The sequence below is a fragment of the Anaeroglomus insulsum genome, from assembly GCF_050689095.1.
Lineage (GTDB): Bacteria > Planctomycetota > Phycisphaerae > Sedimentisphaerales > Anaerohalosphaeraceae > Anaeroglomus > Anaeroglomus insulsum.
Genome location: NZ_JBOGCL010000012.1, coordinates 24962 through 45398, shown reverse-complemented (window position 1 = coordinate 45398; position 20437 = coordinate 24962). Strand labels below are relative to the sequence as shown.

General features: G+C 52.4%; 14 protein-coding genes. 10 read left to right on the top strand and 4 right to left on the bottom strand.

The window, feature by feature from the left end; translation table 11 throughout:
* Positions 1-27: 27 nt before the first annotated feature.
* Genes asnB through ACQ9LF_RS11195 form a run of 4 tightly spaced genes read right to left on the bottom strand, consistent with a single transcriptional unit; the run spans position 28 to position 6185 of the window.
* Entirely contained in the window at positions 28-1851 is a 1824-nt protein-coding gene (gene asnB, locus ACQ9LF_RS11210) for an asparagine synthase (glutamine-hydrolyzing) (protein ID WP_462489495.1), read from the bottom strand.
* Positions 1852-3012 carry a glycosyltransferase gene (locus tag ACQ9LF_RS11205; protein ID WP_462489494.1) on the bottom strand — a complete coding sequence of 387 codons (1161 nt, stop codon included), beginning with the start codon at positions 3010-3012 and terminating at the stop codon, positions 1852-1854.
* Positions 3009-5174 carry a glycosyltransferase family 39 protein gene (locus ACQ9LF_RS11200; protein ID WP_462489493.1) on the bottom strand — a complete coding sequence of 722 codons (2166 nt, stop codon included), beginning with the start codon at positions 5172-5174 and terminating at the stop codon, positions 3009-3011. The genes ACQ9LF_RS11205 and ACQ9LF_RS11200 overlap by 4 nt, the downstream gene beginning before the upstream one ends.
* A 24-nt stretch (positions 5175-5198) precedes the next feature.
* Complete coding sequence (locus ACQ9LF_RS11195) at positions 5199-6185, bottom strand: glycosyltransferase family 2 protein (protein WP_462489492.1); 987 nt, start codon at positions 6183-6185, stop codon at positions 5199-5201.
* Positions 6186-6435: 250 nt separating this feature from the next.
* On the opposite strand from ACQ9LF_RS11195, the gene ACQ9LF_RS11190 reads away from it, so the two are divergent.
* The 10 genes from ACQ9LF_RS11190 (at position 6436) to ACQ9LF_RS11145 (ending at position 20435) form a co-directional block, all read left to right on the top strand.
* On the top strand, positions 6436-7500 hold the full coding sequence (locus ACQ9LF_RS11190; RefSeq protein WP_462489584.1) for a DUF1573 domain-containing protein: 1065 nt from the start codon (positions 6436-6438) through the stop codon (positions 7498-7500).
* A gap of 117 nt (positions 7501-7617) precedes the next feature.
* The gene (locus tag ACQ9LF_RS11185; RefSeq protein ID WP_462489491.1) at positions 7618-8646 is read left to right on the top strand and encodes a hypothetical protein; all 1029 of its coding nucleotides are present in this window, start codon (positions 7618-7620) and stop codon (positions 8644-8646) included.
* A gap of 331 nt (positions 8647-8977) precedes the next feature.
* Positions 8978-12916, top strand: coding sequence for a secretin N-terminal domain-containing protein (locus ACQ9LF_RS11180; RefSeq protein ID WP_462489490.1), 3939 nt, complete (start codon positions 8978-8980; stop codon positions 12914-12916).
* A gap of 41 nt (positions 12917-12957) precedes the next feature.
* On the top strand, positions 12958-14661 hold the full coding sequence (gspE, locus tag ACQ9LF_RS11175) for a type II secretion system ATPase GspE (protein WP_462489489.1): 1704 nt from the start codon (positions 12958-12960) through the stop codon (positions 14659-14661).
* 140 nt (positions 14662-14801) lie between these two features.
* Positions 14802-16013: a type II secretion system F family protein gene (locus ACQ9LF_RS11170; RefSeq protein ID WP_462489488.1), complete on the top strand. Its 1212-nt coding sequence runs from the start codon at positions 14802-14804 to the stop codon at positions 16011-16013.
* Positions 16014-16096: 83 nt separating this feature from the next.
* Complete coding sequence (gene gspG, locus ACQ9LF_RS11165; RefSeq protein ID WP_462489487.1) at positions 16097-16540, top strand: type II secretion system major pseudopilin GspG; 444 nt, start codon at positions 16097-16099, stop codon at positions 16538-16540.
* Positions 16506-17111 carry a hypothetical protein gene (locus ACQ9LF_RS11160; RefSeq protein ID WP_462489486.1) on the top strand — a complete coding sequence of 202 codons (606 nt, stop codon included), beginning with the start codon at positions 16506-16508 and terminating at the stop codon, positions 17109-17111. The genes gspG and ACQ9LF_RS11160 overlap by 35 nt, the downstream gene beginning before the upstream one ends.
* A 173-nt stretch (positions 17112-17284) precedes the next feature.
* Positions 17285-18214, top strand: coding sequence for a type II secretion system protein (locus tag ACQ9LF_RS11155; protein ID WP_462489485.1), 930 nt, complete (start codon positions 17285-17287; stop codon positions 18212-18214).
* The gene (locus ACQ9LF_RS11150) at positions 18211-19047 is read left to right on the top strand and encodes a prepilin-type N-terminal cleavage/methylation domain-containing protein (protein WP_462489484.1); all 837 of its coding nucleotides are present in this window, start codon (positions 18211-18213) and stop codon (positions 19045-19047) included. The genes ACQ9LF_RS11155 and ACQ9LF_RS11150 overlap by 4 nt, the downstream gene beginning before the upstream one ends.
* Complete coding sequence (locus ACQ9LF_RS11145) at positions 19044-20435, top strand: hypothetical protein (protein WP_462489483.1); 1392 nt, start codon at positions 19044-19046, stop codon at positions 20433-20435. Before ACQ9LF_RS11150 ends, ACQ9LF_RS11145 begins: the two co-directional genes overlap by 4 nt.
* Positions 20436-20437 lie beyond the last annotated feature (2 nt).

The following is a 20437-nucleotide window of genomic DNA, read 5'->3' as shown; positions in this document are numbered from 1 at the left end:
GGGCCTGCCATGATCATACACCATAAGCTACTTCCTGCCGCAGTGTACCGTATGCCACCATGCGTTGAAAACAAAAATCAGCCACAGCCGGCGGGCGTGGTCTTTCCGGCGGTTCAAATGTTCTGTAAGTAATTGGCAGACATGATCATACCGCACAAAGCCATGCTCATAATAAGCCCGGTTCCGGAGATACTCTGCCAACAACTCGGACTGCCTGAGCCATCCGGAAATCGGGACGGTGAAGCCTCTTTTTTTACGGTGAATAATTGCCGCCGGCAGCAGCTCTGCTGCTATCTGTTTGAGGAGCCATTTGGTCCTGAAATACCGTATTTTGTACGCATCCGGAAGCGACAGCACCATTGGCACGAGCCGATAATCCAGAAACGGTACCCGTACCTCCAGCGAATACATCATCGATGCCAAATCCACCTTTTTCAGGATATCTTCGGGCAAATACCCCGCAAAATCATTCAACTGCATCCCCGTCAGATCCCTGCGTCCGGCAGGATGGATAAACGCATCGGCCCTGACAAACTGGTGCCCCAAAAGTCTTTCCCGGTCACGATCGGTAAATGTCGCCATCCAATTCAGATGTCGCCACTCCGGATTGTCGTGATAATCCTCGACAAATTTCTGTATTTTGAATGCCAGATGAAGTTTTTTATCCGATGGCGGCAGCAGGTTGACCAGAGGTCGGCTCAGCCGAACTGCTCCGGCCGGGACATACTGTGCAAGCTGCCAGGCCTTATACGAATCATATCCCCCGAAGACCTCATCCCCAGCATCGCCGGAAAGAGACACCGTTACCGACTTGCGGGTCATCTGCGACAGCAGTGCCGTCGGCAGCAGCGAAGCATCTCCCAGCGGTTCATCCATACAGCTGATGACATGCTTAATGAACGGTTCGTCAATGGCTAAGTATTCAACGTGGTGCTGTGTCTGGATATACTCAGCGACTTGTTTGGAGAACGGTACTTCATCGTACGATTCATCCCGGAAGCCGATTGAAAACGTCTGAAAGTTCTGGCGCTGTCGGGCGATAATGGCGGAGATAACCGACGAATCCACCCCCCCCGACAGAAAACTGCCCACCGGTACATCCGCAACCAATCGTCTGCGGACCGCGTCCGGAAGAATGCTTTTTATCGCCTCCAGCCGTTCTGAAAGGCCCAGTTGGCGGCATGTTTCCACTCGCTCGGGTAAATCGAAATAGGTGCTTGTGTGCAGTTGCCGAGTCTGCAGATCAAAGATCAGATTTTCTGCTGGTTTCAGTTTATAACACTGCTGATAAATCGTTCGATCGGAACCTATGTATTTCTGATAAAAGAAATAATTGACGGCTGTCGTATCGATTGTCAGAGATTTCACCAGCGGCCGAATGGCCTTCAGTTCCGAAGCAAAAATAAACCGGCTTCCATCAAAATAATAATACAGCGGCTTGACGCCGAACCGGTCGCGGGACAGCAGCAGTATTTTTTTTTGTGCATCATAAATGCAGAATGCCCACATACCGTTAAAGCGATTGACGCAATCGGCCCCCCAGTGATGATACGCCAGCAGGATGACCTCCGTGTCGGTGCCCGAATGGAACCGGTACCCCGCCGATTCGAGTTCCTTCCGCAATTCCAGATAATTATAGACTTCGCCATTGTAAACAATCTGGAGATGCTCAAACTGCATGGGCTGATGGCCGCGCGGGGATGTGTCGATAATTGACAGCCGCCGATGACCGAGACTGACCCGCTCATCGCAATAAAACCCGGCATCATCAGGCCCGCGATGTCGGATGGCATCGGTCATCTGCCTGATCTGCTCAGGATGATTCCAGTTAAAGCCGGCGATCCCGCACATTCAGTGAATCCCCCTGGCTGTACCCTGTCGCTGATGGATAAGCCGCTGATACTGTTCGATATAGCTGTCGGCCACTGCCGACCAGGAAAAGTGTTCGGCAGTCTTGCGGCCCGCATGGGCCATCGCCCGATAGGTTTCTGTGTCCGAGGTAATGGTCTTTATCGCTGCTGCAAAGCCCTCCATATCCGGATAATTGATGATGATGCCGTTTTCACCAATCAGTTCTTCCACCCCTTCGCAGGCGGTCGTAACCACCGGCAGGCCCGAGGCAATCGCCTCCAGCATGGCATTGCTCATCCCCTCGTGTTCGCTGGCCATTACAAAGATATCGTTTGCCCGGTACAGCTCAGGCATTTGATCGCGTGGTACCAGGCCCTTGAAAATGACCCGCTCGGATAAATTCATGGCTGCCGCCTTGTGCTGCAGTGGACCAAGCAGGTTGCCTTGTCCCACGACATTAAGCTGGATATCCAGCCCCTGCTTGACGGCATATCCCACCGCATCCATCAGCCAGTCAATGCGTTTGCGGCTGATCAGACGTCCCACGCTGAGCAGGTTCACCGGCCTGCCGGGCAGGGGATTGGGTCTTGGATGATACTGATGAATATCTACCCCGTTGGGGATGTTGGCAATGTCCAGTTCCGGCATAAACTGCCTGGCCAGATCACGCAGCCCGGTGCTGTTGGCCGCAATCAGGGAAGCCTTTTTCCATATCCTGCGAAATAACCCCCCCAGCAGGATATAATCCAGTCCGAGCCGCACATTGTAGCCGGGCACGTCAGAACCACGCAGCGAAAGAATATACGGAATACGGTCGGCGGTCTGGTAGCACAGCCAGCCGGTAGGGAAAGCAAAAAAAGCATGAACTAAATCATACGGGTTTTCATCCAGCAGCCGCAGGTACTGTCGTCGTGACTTGAAAAGCCATTCGATGACCTCCAGCTTGCGCCAATAATGCGGATTGGTTTTGTGAATGCCGATTTTGAAAATGCGAATGGAAGGTGCGAACTGTTCCTGAATGAATCCTGCCTGGCAGCTGCTGGTCAGCACATCAACCTGCAAATCCCCTCGGCGTGCATATTCGCCCAGCAGACAGTGATGGGCATGACCCGCGCCGCCGCCGATCGGCGGAAATTCATAATTCAGCATCAAAATCTTCATGGTTTTTCTGCCGACGGCTTGCGCTCAAATAAAACATGCATATTGCCGTAAACCCCGATGACCTTATAGTGCCCCATCACATAGTCCCGCAGAGGCTTCATGGCTTCAAATCGCAGGTATTCCTCCGGCGAAATAGCGGCATACTGTTGTTTTAAAAAGGCCGAAAACGAGGCTTCAAACCGTTGTACCGTCTGCGGGTCTGTGGATAGAAATCCCGGATAGCCCCCCGCCAATTCTTTGGGGGCCTGGGGCCATAATTCCAGCGGCGGGACTTTCCAGGGGAATTCGCGTTTGCGCGTATCCACGATAAACCGCGGCGGATTTTTCTCAAACGCGTTCACAAGTTCTTTGACTTCGTTTTCCAGCATCTGAGGCGTATAGATATGCATATGCGATTCAAATGCCTTGGGCGATGAGCTGAGCCGTCCGGCCTTGACGTAAATCCCCGGATACCAGCCCCAGACATAAATCGTGTCCTGCGGGGTGGTGTGAGCCTTGATATAGTCGGCCAGCGTTTCCCACGCCTGAATCGCTCTGCCCTGCCGACGGGCTTTGGTTTCGTTCCAGAGCTGAGCATAGCCGCGCGAGGGGGTGCTGTACGGTTCTCCCGAAAACGGGCTGTGGGTAATTCCCGCAAAGATGGGAAAGGCCATAAAAACAAAGACCAGCCCCGCCGCCGGACAGAGGCATCTCCCCAGCAGACTGCTTGCCGGGTTCCAGTTGATCATACAGCGCCAGACGGCGTATCCACCCAGCGTTGCTGCGGAAGCACATAACGGCAGATAATACTGCTCATAGGAGCGAGGACTAATCCAGACAAAGGCCATATCCAGTATCCACCAGACCGCCAAAAACCACACCAGCCAGTCCTGCGGTGCCAGCGGCATTCGACTGTGATGTTTGCGCCATCGCAGCAGGAGCCGTGCAGTCGCTGTGCCGACCGACAGCAGAGCCAGGGTAATCGGCAGTTTCAGCTCTTTATAATACCGCAGCACCATAGGGGCCTGTTCCTTAAGCCCCATATATTGCCGGCTGCCGGTCAAATAAATATCATTGGTGCCCAGAGTTTTCCAAAGTTTACGGCTGAAAGACTGAGCTTGAGTAGCAGCCCAATAGGGTACGCCGATGGGGGGGGTGGCTTTGAGATACTCGGCAAGATCATGGAGTCTTTGGGTGCCCCGATACGGCCATGACCGGACCAGGACCAGCGTCATGCACAGAACATACATCAGGCATATCGCAGCCAGACCCGATTTCCAATAATGTGCCGGAACCGTTTTGATTTTTGAGATCAGTTGATACTTCTGCCAGGTCGTCCACATCATCTTTCCTGCCAGAATGAGGCCTGCGGTGACGATGGCCAGTTGAATCAGCAGTACGGGTGTGGTCTTGAGAATCTGTACGGTATGGGGTGCGGATTTCTGGTATAAGAACACGACCAGGGGACACAGCCCGAGAATCGCTCCGCCTGCCAGAAGAAGAAGTCTGGTTGCCAGTTGATCAAGGCTTTGATATCGGAATACGGTGATCAGTACGACGAAAAATCCTGCCGCGGTGATAATCGAAAGACCGGTTGGCTTGAAATAAAAGGGCCAGACTATAAAAGCTCCGGCTGCCGCCCACAGCCAGGGTTTTCGGGTTTGGACCGCCAGCATCAGACAGCAGGCAGCCAGGACCATAAAGGCGATCATATATTGTTCTTTGACGTTGCCGTATTTGGCAATCAATGGGGCTGACAGATAAATGGAGGCGACCGCTGTTGAAAGCTGTGCGGCGATTTTGCCAAAACATCTGCGTGCCGTAAAGAACAGAAGTCCTAACGCCCCCAGCTGCAGCAGCATTTGGATGATTTCCGGCCCCAGCTCACGGAAGCCAAACAGAGCGACACCGAGATAATTGACCAGCAGCGTTGCCGGTTGGGCGGAGATGATTTCATCCCCCCAGATTGTGGCTCCCTGATAAATATGCCACGCCGAGTAGGTATATGCTCCCCCGTCATAGGGATCAGGCTGATTGAATTCAAAGTACTTGCCCAAGCAGAACGGAATTCCTGCCAGCAGCAGGACTGCAGCCAGTTCCACAGTCCAAATCGGAAATCGCTTGGAGCCGGGTAACATCGATTCAGAGTGCTGGACGGGCTGTCTTGCTTTGCGCCGACTCATAGACATTCCTGTGTAAAAAAGGCGTTATATTTCTTCCTCTCGCTGCGGCGTTGACCCATATATCTTGTCGATGATATAGGTGGGGCGGTCCTGGGATTCATGATAGGTTCGTACAAGGATCTCGGCCAGCAGTCCCATCAGGACAAACTGGACTGATGTGGTTATCAAAATCAGCGACACAATCAGCAGCGGATTCCGATTCATGGACAGATGTTCGGGGGAGATATATTTATAGTATAAGACCCCAAGAAATCCCACAAGGGAACCTGCAAAACAAACTCCGCCTAATCCTCCGAATACATAAATCGGCTTGGTCGAGAACGAGGACAAAAATTTAATCGTGATCAGGTCCAGTATTACTTTAAAAGTGCGATTCAGCCCATATTTGGTTTTACCGTGGGTCCGGGGGCGATGGTTAACCGGCATTTCCGTCACGTTCTCGCCACCCCAGCTTGCCAGGGCGGGGATAAACCGATGCATTTCCCCATACAGCCGAATCGGGGCCAGGGATTCAGCCCGATAAGCCTTGAGAGTACAGCCGTAATCATGCAGCTTGACACCGGTGATTTTGCCTATCAGCCAGTTGGCGATTCGGGATGGCAGCGTCCGGGTCATCGGATTATCCTGCCGGTCTTTCCGCCAGCCGCTGACAATGTCATACCCTTCGTTCAGTTTGCTGACCAGGGCGGGAATGTCAGCCGGGTCATTTTGGCCGTCCCCGTCCAGCGGAACAACGATATTTCCCCTGGCATATTTAAAACCGGCACTTAATGCCGCAGTTTGACCAAAATTTCTGCGAAAGCGAATCACACGGGTATTAGGGTCTTTTTGGGCGATATCAATCAGGCGAGACAGACTGTTATCGGAGCTGCCATCATCGATATAAATAATTTCATAGCTGAACCGCCCCTTAAGAACCTGCGTAATTTCAGAATGAAGGGGGCCGATGTTGTCCGCCTCGTTAAATACGGGTATCACTATTGATATCAGGGTTTTGCCTGATTCTGTCATCAAAAAACTCCGCTAAAAAAACGTCATAAAGTACGGCAATGATTTTACTTAGATATCAGGTTCTTGTAAAGTTCTATCCGGTTAAGAACCGAAAACAAAGTTGTTTATCTTTTATAATATGCTACAGTATATAACTTGTTTATCGACAAAAAAGGGATATTAAAAAATGTTTTTTGTGAGGACCAAAACAATGATTATGGCACAACGTTTGGTTTCAGTTTGGACAATCCTGATAATGGTTTCTGGTTTGGTGCTGACAGGTTGTCAAAAGGAAACGGCGTCGGCTGCGGTTACACCATCTCAACCAGCCACTGTTCAAGCAGCAGACACTCCGGGCAAGGTTGATAAACCGACTCCTAATACTCTTACTCCAGAGCTTCAGCCTGCAGCGACGTCGGCAGAGGCACCTTCAATACAAATCGAAAAAGCCGAGTATGATTTTGGAGTGATTGGGCCCGAAACGTATAACAAATGTCAGTATAAGTTTTCAAATACCGGCAAAGGTGTATTGAAGATAGACCATATCCAAAGCACGTGCGGCTGTACGGTCCCCGAACTGACTAAAAAAGAATATGCTCCGGGTGAGAATGGTGTGATTGACGTTACTTTTCATTCCCCATCTTATTCCGGCCCGACTTCAAAACATTTGTATATTGTCAGTAATGACCCTGTAAACCCACGGGCAGAGTTGGTTATCAAGGCTACGGTAGAGGTAAAAGTGGTTGTCGATCCGAATCGGATTGAATTGTATCTCAACAAAGACAACGCTGGAATTCCACAAATCAAGGTCAAATGCCTCGACAATGTGCCGTTTGCCATAACCAGTTTCACCTCAAATGGACAGGCCATATCGGCTGAATTCGACTCCAGAAAGAAAGCGACAGAGCATGTTCTTTCTCCGAAAGTGGATATTTCCAAGCTCCAGGAGCTTACCACAGGGGTTATTCAAATTGGCGTGGATCACCCCCAGGCCAAACAAGTCTTGATCAGCTATACCGCCTTGCCGGCCTTTGAGCTCCGTCCGCCGCGAATTGTGCTGCAGAATGCCGAACCCGGCGTCGCCATCACACGTGAGGTCTGGATTGTTAATAATTATGGTCAACCCTTTGAAATCGAAAGCATCCAATCGCGAAGCGGATATATGAAGGTCCTCAATCAGAAGAAAGATGATAAAGATAATTTAGGTCTCGAAATTGAGATCACACCGCCTAAACAGGAAGGTCCTGTTCGCCGATATATTACCGACGAATTGAATATTAAGATCAAAAATGGACCGACTTTGACGGTTCGCTGCAGTGGGTGGTTTAAACTCTGAGAATGCTTCCGGGATGAATAATCCGAAATGGAACCTTCTGAGCTGACAACTGTCTAATTGAGATAGCGAGGCAGTCAAGGAATTGCCATAAAAGAAGGTAACTTTCGGGGTAACAATATGTTACGAACATTACGCATAACCAGTTTCATCAGTGTGATCGCGGCGGTGGGGGCGGTGGTGTTTGTGATGATTTTTGGCTGGCGGCAAAACGCCGAGGTCCAGGCTTTTCTGGAACAGCCGTCGATTGTCGAACAGATGAAAAAGACCGCTAACAATACCACTGCCCAGAAAGTGGATGCGGTTTCTCCGTTAGTGACACAGGCCGCGGCATTTGCCCTGCGGATTGATCCGCCTCCGCCGCCCCCTCCGCCTCCACAGCCCAAAGCGGTTGTTGAAACCCCTCAGCCTCCGGCCCAGCCGCCGGTAACACCCCAAGGGGCAGGAATTACTCCGCCGCCGAAGACCGTCAAATTTGATTTGGTAGCGACTGCCAAATACAAAAGTCATCCTGAAAAGTCTCTGGCTTTGCTGAATATGGTGTCGGAAGGCTACAAATGGTATCGTCAGGGTGAGACGGTCGGGCGATTTACGATTCATGAGGTTAAAGAGGGCAGTATTGTTCTCTATCAAGATGGTAAAAAAGATACAGAATTATTTGTTCCCCCCCCGACACCTGTCAAGTCGCTGCTAAAAGCTGACCAGAAAGCAACGACTGTCGCAAGAGGGCCGTCTTCGGTTTCTGAACAGCCGGCGGCGGGAGCGGCCCAGCCTGCAACAAGCCAGCCGGCAGCAGGAGCAGGGCCGGTTTTATCGGACGCAGGCAGCAGGGATTCAACAGGCACCGTGCGTATAACGCATACGGCCAGCCCGACTCCAACCTCTGTTGTTCCCATCCGTCAACCCCGACAGCCTGAGCCAGAGCCGACCATTGAAGACAGAAAACAATCCTTGAATGAAAGTATTGCCGGAATCAAACAATTGATGGGAGAAGCTCGGGAAGGCCAGACGGAGGCTGAACGCCAGGAGGAAAACAAGGCCTGGATTGAACTGTTGAAAATCCTGGAACAGGAAAAAGTCAACCTTGAAAAAGAAGCCGCTGCAGAAGCCAGCAAGCCGGCTGATTCTGCTCAAAGCAAGGCCAAGTAAATCCGGAAACGACGAGGTGAGGTAAAAAAGCGAAAAAGCCATAGAAAATCGTTGCAAATAAGGATAGATGCTTCGGTTTTTTGACGAAAAATAATGATGCGAGACGAGTGTTTCGCAGGGACGAAAGGACTCGGTTATAAAAGCCGGAACCAGCCGGCTTCTTTTTTGTCTATTAAGGATAGCTCTAATAGGAAAGAATCGGCCTCAAGAAGCACAAGAGGGATTCAACCGAAGTGTGATGGCAGCAGAATTAAGGACCTGTAAAGCCCTTTATGATATAGGGCAAGGATCAACCCTGGAGTGGTATATGGTTTTGAAAAAAGGTTTATGGATGCAGTCGAAACGGAGATCGATAGCGGGGATTCTGGTTGTACTGGCAGGGATGGTGCTTTTGTCGGTCCTGCCGACGAATGTGCGGGGGGAGTCTGCTCTTCGCAGCCGGGTCTATGGGTTCCGCAACACAGACAACACCCGGGCTGTCCAATTGGTGAATCAGCTTGGCATCAATGTTACGATGGATGTCCACTCGCCGTCGGTGGTGGTATTGACCAGCGATGATGCGGCTGAGCTGAGTCGGGCTTACAATCTGATGGAAGTGTTAGACCGTAAAGAACCGGTTGAGATGAAAGTCCTTGCCCAGATTCCCGAACAAGAGTCCAAAGCCCTGCTGAACCAGCTTCAGAGCAAGCTCAAGAAGCTGCTGCCGGGGACATTGCTTGATCCGCCTGCCAAAGGAGGCAGTACCAAGCCTGTCATTATCGATATATATAAAGGCCAGCTTCTGGCCATGGCGCCTGCCGCTGAGATGGCCCAGGTGGAGGCCGCCTGGCAAGCCCAGCAAGCTCAGTATCCGACGATCAGCGCCACACCGCCGGCTGCCATTGCAACGGAGCCAGTGAAAGCCGCAGAGCCGAATCAGCCCGTTGAAGTCCCGGTTACACCCGTGTCGCGTCCGGCAGAGCCCAATGCGGTGTTGTCTGAACCCCAGCCGTCGGATAATCAAATGCCGCAGACAGAGAACCAGGAGCCAGAAGGCGACGAGTCTGATCTGGCCGTTACTCCTATTCCCATGGCGGGGCAGTCAACTCTGATCCCGGTGGATGCCAATGACCTTGAGCCGGCTGAGGATGAAGATGATGCGGCATTGAAAAAGATTGTTGAGCAATTGATGAAACAAGCGGCTGAAGAGGAAAAAAAAGCAGCTGACGCGGAAGCGGCCGCTGTGAAATCCCAGCAGCCGGAGTCCTCCAAGCAGCCAGAACCCACCCCGAAGAAAATCGAGACCGCCGTTGCCGACAAAGCTGCTGATACTGCCGCCGAGCAGTCCGTTTCGACTCCGCCGGCGATTTCCAAAGAAGAGGAGGAACTGGAGCTGACCATTACGCTGCCGGAAAAGGTGGAAATCAAACAGCTCCTGGAGCTGGTGGGCAAGCAGCTGGGATTGAATTATATGTATGATGACACCCAGGTACGCGGCGAAGTGATGCTCAAGATTCATGACGGCAGAATCAAAGTCCGGGACTGTTATGCCCTGCTGGAGTCTGTCCTGCGGTACAGGGGGTTTGTGATGACCCGTCGCGGCAATCTTGTGACGATTCTGCCGGTGGCACAGATGCCGCAGTTCGGCGACCCCAAGATCCGCAGGGAAGATGAACCGATCGAGCGAGGGGATGTGATTATCAGCAGTGTCTTTGAGCTCAAACATATCAATGTCAACAATGCCAACAATATTCTTCGGCAGATGAATCTCGGTGTGGCCAATCCGCCTCCGATCCTGATTGCGGAAACCAATACAATGATCATTACGGACTATGCCTATCGGATGGATAAAATTGCTGAGGTTTTGCGGCTGATTGATGTGCCGGGTAGGCCGAAGAAATTTATGCATCGTCAGCTTCAATATATGCAGGCTGGCGAGCTGATTCCGCGGCTTCAAAAGCTGGCCTCTCAGCTTCAGAACCTGAACATAACCGTCGGCACCAGCCCGGCTGCGACTGTTCCGACGGTTCGGCCGGCAGTGGTGCCCGGCCAGCCGACTCAGCCTGGCCAGCCGGTACAGCCGCAGCCTGTGCCGCAGGCGGTGACCACCAGCGGCTCAAGTGAGAATACCGTTTATCTGGATGCAGATGAGCGAACCAATCGAGTCCTGATGATCGGCAATGACGAACAGCTTAAAATGGTCGAAAACCTGATCGACAGTCTTGATGTCAAACAGTATAACCTGCGGCGGGTCAAGGAATATGAGATTAAAAATGTCGATGCTGCCGAGGTGATTAATGTGCTCAATGAACTGGGGCTGGCCAAAGTCAGCGTCAGCAAGCAGTCTTCGCAGCAGGCGACCGGCATCAGCCGGCCCACGGTACCGGGCCAGCCGGTGCAGCAGGTGGTCCCTCAGGCCGCTACCCAGCAGACCACCACGGGGGCGGATCAGCCGTTTATTTCCATTCGTCCCAACACCAATTCGCTGCTGGTCAATGCGACGGCTGAACAGCACGAAGATATTGAGCTGGTCATCAAGCATATCGACGTCGAGCAGAAAGACCAGCGTACCATCCGGGAGTATGAAATTCAGAATGTCGATGCGATGGAAATCGTCAGTACTCTGGGTGATCTGGGGATCATCTCCAAGGACTCTGTGTCTTCCATAACCAGTTCCAAAGGTTCGATGTACGGCAGCAGTTCCACGTCGCGAATGAGTTCTTCGTATGGAGCTACCAGCGGCACTTCCCGCACGATACCGGGGCAAATGACCCAGCCGGGTGTTCAGCAGCCCGGCCAGGAACAGACGGCATTTCTGAGTTTGCCGACAGCTGAGGGCGGCACGGTCAGAGAATTGGTGACTTCTGAACCGCAGATTTCGATCCTTGAATCCACCAATTCACTGCTGATTCATGCCACGCCGCGTCAGCATGCGGCGGTCTCACTGGTGATTTCCCATGTGGACCGGATTCTGGAACAGGTGACCACGCCCTATGTGGTCTATCAACTGGAAAACCAGAAGCCCGACGAGCTGGTTGCGACGCTTGAGGATTTGATTTCCGAAACCCAGGAACGAGCCGCAAGGACGACGGCGACCAGTTCTCCGGATGCCAAGATTCAGACCGCACAGACCTCCAGCCCTTCGCCGAGTCTGCCGAATTTGCAGGGCGAACGTATTCGCATTATTGCGGATAAAGCCTCCAATTCGCTGATTGTCTATGCCAATAAGAAAAATCAGCTCTGGATATCGGAGTTAATCAAGGAACTGGATGCCTATCGTCCCCAGGTGCTGCTGGATTGCACGCTGGTGGAGATTACCAAGGATGATCAGTTTACGATGGATTTGGATGTCATCTCCAAGAAATATGGTCTTACGACGCCGTTTAAACAACTGACCAATCCGATTACCGGTACCAAAGCGGTGACCAATACGGGCGGCACCGCACTGGAAGGTACGTTCAGTTCCGGCTCTGAAACCAATCCGTTTACAGCGTTTTATGGAGATAACAATATCCAGGCCCTTTTAACCCTGATGGACAAGAAGAATTACGGTCGGGTTCTGGCGCGTCCGTCGATCTTAGTCAAAGATAATGAAGAGGGCGTTATTAAATCGGAGAAAGTCACTTATGTGGCGGAACAAAAAAGCTCGGTGATTACCGGGGAAGGGGGGCAGCTTTCTGAGAGTACGGATGTGTCCTTCAAAGACTATACGGCCGGCATCACCCTGACGATCACGCCGCACATTTCTTCGGAAAAAATCATGCAGCTTGAAATTGAGCTGGATCGAACGGACTTTATTCCCGGAGAGTCGACGACCAAGATAGGCAATACGGAATACCCCAAACCTCTGGATACCACCAGCAGTAATGTCAAGACATGGTCGATTGTGCCATCGGGAGCAACGATTATTCTGGGTGGGATTGAAACTGTCACGCAGAATAAAACCAATACCAAGATTCCTATTCTGGGAGATATTCCTCTGGTTGGTCTTTTGTTCCGCGGCATCAATCAGACGGACAATCAGTCCAAGCTGTATATATTTGTCAAGGCCAATATTGTCAAACCGGGCGACGAACTGACGGGAATGTCTGATATTGAGCGGATTTCGCAGAAAAAACGCAGGGCGTTTGAAGAAGATGAATCCCGATTCCAGGGACTGGATGCTCTGCCTGGTTTCAAACCGAATCCGATGTATCCCGGCAAAGTGCTGGAAGACGACGAATACATTGAACATCTCAAGCAAAAGCAGGCCGATTCGCCGAGCCATTCAGTGACGGTGGAGGTTCGATAACAACCGACTTCAATGACTCGATACAAGATCCCAGAGAAACCATGAAAGAACTGCTGATACAAACCGCCCAACAGACCGGCATCCTGGATGCGGGGGCACTGAAGCGTTATTTCGACGAGCATGCCGAAGACAAGCGGCGGGTCGATCAGCTTCTGCTGATGGCCCCCAGCTTTACCGAGGATGCGGTTCTGAAGCTGTTTGCTGCGGCCCTGAAGATGGACTATATCGACGAAATTCACGGCAGCGATGTCCCCAAGTCGTTTGTCGAGGCGGTGCCTGCCACCTATGCCCAGCATCATTATCTGATTGGCCTGGAACGGCCCGAGGATCATGGTTCTCTGACGGTGGTCGTGTCGTCACCGCTGGCGGTGGCGATTGTGGATAATGTGTCCAAGATGCTGGCCCGGCCGGTGCGGACGGCGCTGGCAACGCGGGCCGCGATTACGGCGGCGATCGATATTGCCTACGAACAGAAAAATACGGTCATCGAGGAAGTTGCCGAGGAGCTGGACCAGCAGAATCTTGACCAGTTGGTCGATGAAGCCCAGAGCAGCGACGACCTGCTGGACGTGGTCAACCGCCCGCCGGTGATTCGCCTGGTCAATGATATTCTGTTTCGTGCCCTGCAGATGCGGGCCAGCGATATTCACATTCACCCTTACGAAACCAAAATTCAGGTGCGGTATCGTGTGGATGGCATTTTGTATGACACCTTGTCGCTGAACCGCAACGTTCTGTCGCTGATTATCTCGCGTATCAAGGTGATGGCCGGGATGGATATTGCCGAACGACGTATGCCGCAGGATGGCCGGTGCAGCGTGCGTGTCGGTCAGCGTGAAATCGACCTGCGTGTCAGTACCGTGCCGACCAGCTATGGTGAACGGGCGGTGCTGCGTATTCTGGATAAAAGCACGGGCGTTTTGTCGCTGGAGGAACTGGGCTTCTGGGAAGAAGACCGCGAAGTCTTTGACCGGATGATTAACCGTTCGCATGGTGTGATTTTTGTGACCGGGCCGACCGGCAGCGGGAAAAGTACGACACTGTATGCCTGTCTGAACCGGATTGATTCCAAGGTCAAGAATATCATGACCGTCGAAGATCCGATTGAATACCAGCTTGAAGGCATCAGTCAGATGCAGGTATCCAGCAAGAAAGGCATGACCTTTGTCAATTCGCTGCGGCATATCCTGCGTCAGGACCCGGATGTCATCATGGTTGGTGAAGTCCGTGACCGGGAAACTGCGGCCATGGCAATTCAGTCGTCGCTGACAGGCCACCTTGTATTTTCGACGCTTCATACCAACGATGCGGCCGGTGCAGTCAGCCGTTTGCTGGATTTTGGCGTCGAGCCGTACCTGGTCAGTTCGTCTTTGATTTGTGTGCTGGCTCAGCGTCTGGTCCGGCGGATTTGTCCGGACTGCAAGCAGGCCTATGTTCCGCCGCTGCACGAGCTACGGGAATTGGGAATTGCCGAAAACGCCGATGGAACGCATTTTTATACCGGAGCAGGCTGTGCCAAGTGTTTTGAGACGGGCTATCGCGGGCGAACCGGAATCTATGAACTGATGACGGTGACCGAAGAAATTCGCGAGATGATTTATCAGCGACAAAGTGCCGGAGCCATCAAGAAAAAGGCCCTTGAGCAGGGGATGCAGACCCTGCGCATGGATGGTGCCCGCAAGGTGCTGTCCGGCACGACTACGATTGCTGAAGTGTTGCGCGTGACACAGGCGGACGCGGGATAGAGAGTTTAAATTGTACATTTGAAATTGTAAAATGAACAAAAATGAATTGAAATTCCGAACAGGCCAGTTTGCACATCGCTGTGTGAAATTGGCAATATCTCTACCCAATTCAATATACAATATACAATATACAATATAAAATGCCCAGATTCAGTTACATTGCCATTAACTCCGCCAAAAAGACCGACAAAGGCATCATTACGGCTGAAAGCGCCTTTGCGGCCCGCAAGCATCTTCGAGCCAAGGGGCTGCACCCTACCGATATTCGGGAGGTGGCGGCCAGCGAAGCGAGACGCCGGTTTTCGCTGTTCGGCAAAAGTGCCCGCGGAGCGGTGACGGCATTTACCAAGGAACTGTCCACCATGCTGTCGGCGGGGATCAAACTGACTGACGCATTGACGGTACTGATTACCCAGATTGGCGACAATGGATTGCGGGTTGCCGTGACTGACATTCGTGATCGGGTTGTCACCGGCGAATCTTTTGCCGAAACGCTGACCGAGTATGGGCAGTATTTCGATGTGATTTATGTCAGTATGATGCGGGTTGGCGAGGTGACCGGGACGCTTGATAAAAGTCTGGCCACTACGGCTGCGTTTATGGAAAAACGTCAGCGTCTGGAGGCCAAGATGACGACGGCGATGATTTATCCGGCCCTGTTGATTGTTGGTTCGATCGGGGCTGTGCTGATTATCACCATCAAAGTGATTCCGATTATTGCCGAACAGATATCGAAAACCGGACAGGATTTGCCCTGGATTACCAAGGCCCTGGTTTCCACCTCGGAAATTTTGACCAGCTGGTGGGTGGTCCCGATTCTGGCGGGTTTGTTTGGTATCGGCTGGGGATATAAGAAGATAATGAAGACCGCCAAAGGGTCTTATGTACGGGATAAATTGCTTTTGAGTCTGCCGGGGATTGGGCCGCTGGTCAAACAGCGGATAGTGTCTCGTTTCGCATCGACTCTGGCGACATTGCTGGGGGCGGGTTTGTCGATGGCCGAGAGCCTGCGGGTGGTTTCGCAGGTGACTGGCAACCAGATTATGAACGACGCGGTCAAGCAGGCCCGCGACCGGATTCTGGCTGGTGCGGATATTGCCACCCCCCTGCGCGACAGCGGGGTGATTGACCCGTCGGTGGCTCATATGGTGGCTGTCGGCGAAAAAAGCGGCGAACTGGAACAGATGCTCAAGATTATCAGTGAGAATCTGGATGCCTCCAGTGACCTGGTCATTGAGCGGCTCAGTGCGGCTATTGAGCCGGTGATTATTGTGGTGATGGCGCTGATTATTGGCGTCATTGCCTATGCGACGATGATGCCGCTGATTAAATTCTCGGCAGGACAATTTTAATGGATGATTATCGATGGATGATTCTTGATTTGCACTTGTCAATCTGCAATCCAAAAAATCATCAATACAGAAATGAGGTGACTATGAAAAGTAAAACATGGAATCGGAGGTCTCACGGATTTACGCTGGTGGAGGTGATGGCAGTCATTGTCATCATCGGTCTTTTGGCGGCAGTTGCGGCTCGCAATTTTATTGGACGCATCGAGGTGGGCAAGGTGACCACAACCAAAGCATCCTTAAAAGTGCTTCATCAGGCTGTGGTGGATTTTAAAATGGATACAGGTCGATATCCCACTGAAGAAGCCGGGCTGATTGAGCTGATTGAAAAGCCCACGGATGTCGAGGGCTGGGCGCCGGATGGTTATCTGGAAAGCACGACATTGCCGAAAGACGGCTGGAAGAACGACTTTGTCTATCAATTAAACCCCGAAAGTGGCAAGCCTTTTGTGATTATCAGCTATGGCGCCGATGGCAAGGAAGGCGGCGAAGGCTATGATGCTGACTTGTACAGCACCGATACGAATTAATTCGCGATGGCGATATCGTTGTGCTGCGGGATTGGTTCTGGTTGAGCTGCTTGTCGGATTGGCACTGATTGGTTTGATTCTGTCGATTGCCACGATAAGCTTTTCATCGGTGTACGGCAGAAGCTACTTTCGCCAGCGGGCCTATATGCTGGTTCAGGCCTTTCAGTCGGCTTATCATGCTGCTCAACAGAGCGATCGCCGTTATGCGGTGGTGCTGAATTTTTCCGACGGCGTGTGGGTCTTGCGGCAGTTTAGCCGTCTGGATTTTGAGGGCATCCCCGAGGAAGAAGCGATTATTAAGACCGGGACCTTTGACGACCGGTTTTATCTGGATTATGTCTATTATGATGACCAGGATGACACCCGCTTTCCCAAAGACGGCCAGATGGTTACTGAGGCCCGCTTCTATGCCGGCCATAGCGGCTGGCAGCACGGCGGCAAGGTGGTATTGCGGGATGAAGACGGCAATCCCTGGTCGATTTTGATTTATCGTGCCGGCAAGCCGGTTGAGCTGGTCGAAGGCGACGTGGCGATGTATTTGCCGCTGGAGCCGTCGCAGATGCCGTTCTGAGTGATGGAGTTCCAAACGGAGCTGACGCTTCCAGCTTCAGATGATACCCAAAACCGAAGCAGGATGTTTCGGCTGTGTTGCAATCAATCCTGTCATTTGCGTTCCCTGCTGCTGTCGGGCCGCATCGAAACAGGAAAATACAAGCAGAATTTTTAGCGTGTCGGATGAGTGTTTTGCATAGACATCAAGACCCATCGAGAAAGCCGGGCTTTACTCTTGTCGAAGTGGCCGCGGCGCTGGTTATTTTGTCGATGCTCATCAGTTCGGCACTGGTGGTTATGAGCCGGATAACATCGGGGATGGTTGATTTGCAGTCCGAGACCCAGGCATTTTCCATTGCCCGCCAGAATCTGGAAAAACTGCTGTCGGCGACGACGGTCTCCGACATGACCGAATACGGCATCGTGGAAACCAATCCCGATATGGACTGGGAACTTGTTGTCGAGCCGTTCTATGAGCCGATCAGCAACCGGATGTGGATTCGCGGCCTCAGCTCCGCCAGCTACACGAACAGTGCGGGCGAACGCAAGACCGTCGAACTGACCTGCTGGCTGACCGGCCTGACCGCTCAGCAAGTTCGCCAAATCCTGGAACAGCAGAAGCGTCAGGAAGAATTTATGAAGCAGTATTCCGAGTCTGAAGAAGGCCAGCAGCTTGCCAGGCAGCGGGCCCTGACCCGGGCCTATCTGGAGCAAAATGACCTTGATGTGGCTGCCTATGACGAATTCATCGAGCGTCTTGATCGCCGTCGGCTGGATTATATCGCCGATCATGGTTTCGATGGGGGGTATTATGACTTTCTGGAGCAGTTAAGTCAGGAAGAAAGTGATTACCTGTATCGTCTGGGTGTGGATTATAATAAATACATGCAATTTTATGACAAATATAAAGATGTTGTTGTGCCCGAGGAAATAGCGTCAGGCACAGAACCCCAAGAGAATGACCCCCAGAAGCCGGAGGATACCTCAAGTGAGTCTGATTCAAAGAAGGAACCAGAATCCGACGATACCAACGAGACGGCACTGGATGAGGAATTGATTCGAAAACTGATTGAAATATTCGGTTGGACCAGAGAACAGGCTGTTCGATTCTTGACTCAATGAGTGTTGGACTAAAACAATTTGATCGCCCCCGACAGATCGGTTTTTCCCTTGTGGAAATTCTGGTGGTGCTGACGTTGTCGGCGATGATTCTGGCCTCGACGATGATGATTTATGGTCGGGTGCGGACCAGTGCTGCTGTCATTAACGCCCGGCTGGACAGGTATGGCCTGCCTGAAGAGATTCTCCAGAAAATTGCCGAGGATATTGACCGTCTGGCATCGCCGGGCTTTGATGCGGTTATCACCATTCGCAACAAGCTCGAAAACGGCTACAATTCCGCCCAGTTGGTCATTGAAAACCGCTATTACGGCAACGGCACGCCGCCGGCGCCTGGGGTTTATGAACGTATTGTCTGGCAGACGTCCTATATCCCCGAAGAAGACCGGCTGACTCTGTACCGCTTTCATGGCGGTCTGAATCTCGAAGACAAACTCGTCAGCGGTGTCAAAACCGACGAAGATCGCCAGAAGCTGGAAGTGTTTGTGCCGGTCTGCCCCGGCCTGACGCATTTGTTTATCGGTGCCCTTGACGAAGGCGAAGAGCCCCTTCCGAACTGGACGAACCAGAAAATGCCCTATGGGATTGTTCTGGGGATTTCGTTTGCCCCGCTGGTCCAGCTTCAGGACGGCTCGTATTATCTGCCGGAAGAAAGCATCGTCTGGCGAACGGTGGCAGTGGATCGGACCCGCCCGATTGCCTACAAATTTGTCGCCAAGACGTTTGATACCGCCGACCCCAACGGGATGTCGGAAAACGCTGATCCTAACACGTCCGGCGGGAAGACGCCGTCCACACGTTCGTCATCGACCTCATCTTCAGGGAGGAGCCGATGAAAACCTGCTTATTCATACAATCCTGTTCGCGGCGGCATCATCCCGGCTTTGCCCTGGCGATTACACTGGTGGTGCTGGTTGTGCTGTCGGTAACGACGACCATTCTGGCGGTGCGGGTGGCCCAGGTCCGTCAGCGTCAGCGTTACATCATGGACTACCAGAAGGCCCGCTATGGTCTGGATTCGGCGATGAAGTACATCCTGGCGGTTATGCCCGAAAAAACCATCTCCCTGGTTGATCGCAAGGATGCCCCGGACTTTTCCGATTTATTCTGGCTGACTCGCGAGCAGTATCTGGACTACATTCGTGCCTGGATTGAAACGGCAGAGCCGGAGCAGATCGAAAAGTACCTCAAGCCCGCAGAGCAAACCGAGGAGGTTTCTGAAGATACTGCATCCCTTTTTGCCAAACTGATTGCCAAAATCATGAGCCAGGACCAGCAGGCCGACCCCAATCGTCCGAATGGTGATGAACCCGCGCAGGACGTTCAGTATGTGGATCCGGAACAGATTATTGTCCCCGGCCCATACGGTCCTCCCTGGCCCTATGTCATGGAACCGATCGAGCTGACCATTGGTGACAGCCGGATTACGATTACCATCGAAGATGAAAACGCCAAGATGCCGTTAAGCTGGGCGGTAACCAGCAATATCAATGTCAACAAGCAGGCCCGTGCGGCCATGCTGAACTTTTCCGAATGGATGACCATGGATGAGCAGACGGTGGAAAATCTGTTCACCGAGTTGAACGAACTGGGCAAACGCAAAGTGTTCCAGTTGAATCCGACGCCTGTGATGCTGGCTGTGCAGCCGACCCAGCCGCAGCAGGCGCAGGCTCAGACCCGTCAGTTTACCACCTCCCGCACCACCCCGCGTCGGGCGACGACCCAGCCGGCGGTTCAACCGCAACCGCAAACCCAGCAGCAGGCTCGTCCTGCGGTGGGCCATGCCGCCGATTTTGCCAAGCTGTTTCACAGTTCTTTGCTGGATCTGGAGACCCTGTCGGTACCGCTGCCGGACAAGGCTTTCAATGATGAAAGTCCCCTGAAATATCTTGCCTTGTGGGGCAGTCAGCGGGTCAATGTCAATACCGCCCCCCGGCAGGTTCTGGAAGCGGCCTTTACCTTCGGCGGAAAGCCCGAAGAAATCGCCGACAAAATTATTCGTCTGCGCAGGGAAAAACCGTTTAAGACGCTGGCCGATCTGCGGGATCAGATGTTTGGCGAGCTGAATATCATTGATCGGGCGGCCCCCTATATTGATGTTAAAAGCAATTTCTTTTCGATCCGGATTACCAGTCGCTGCGGCAACGCCACAACCTCGGCGGTTGCGGCAGTGATTAAGGAAGGCAAACAAGTCGAACGGCTGATTATTTTATACGGCCGTTGATA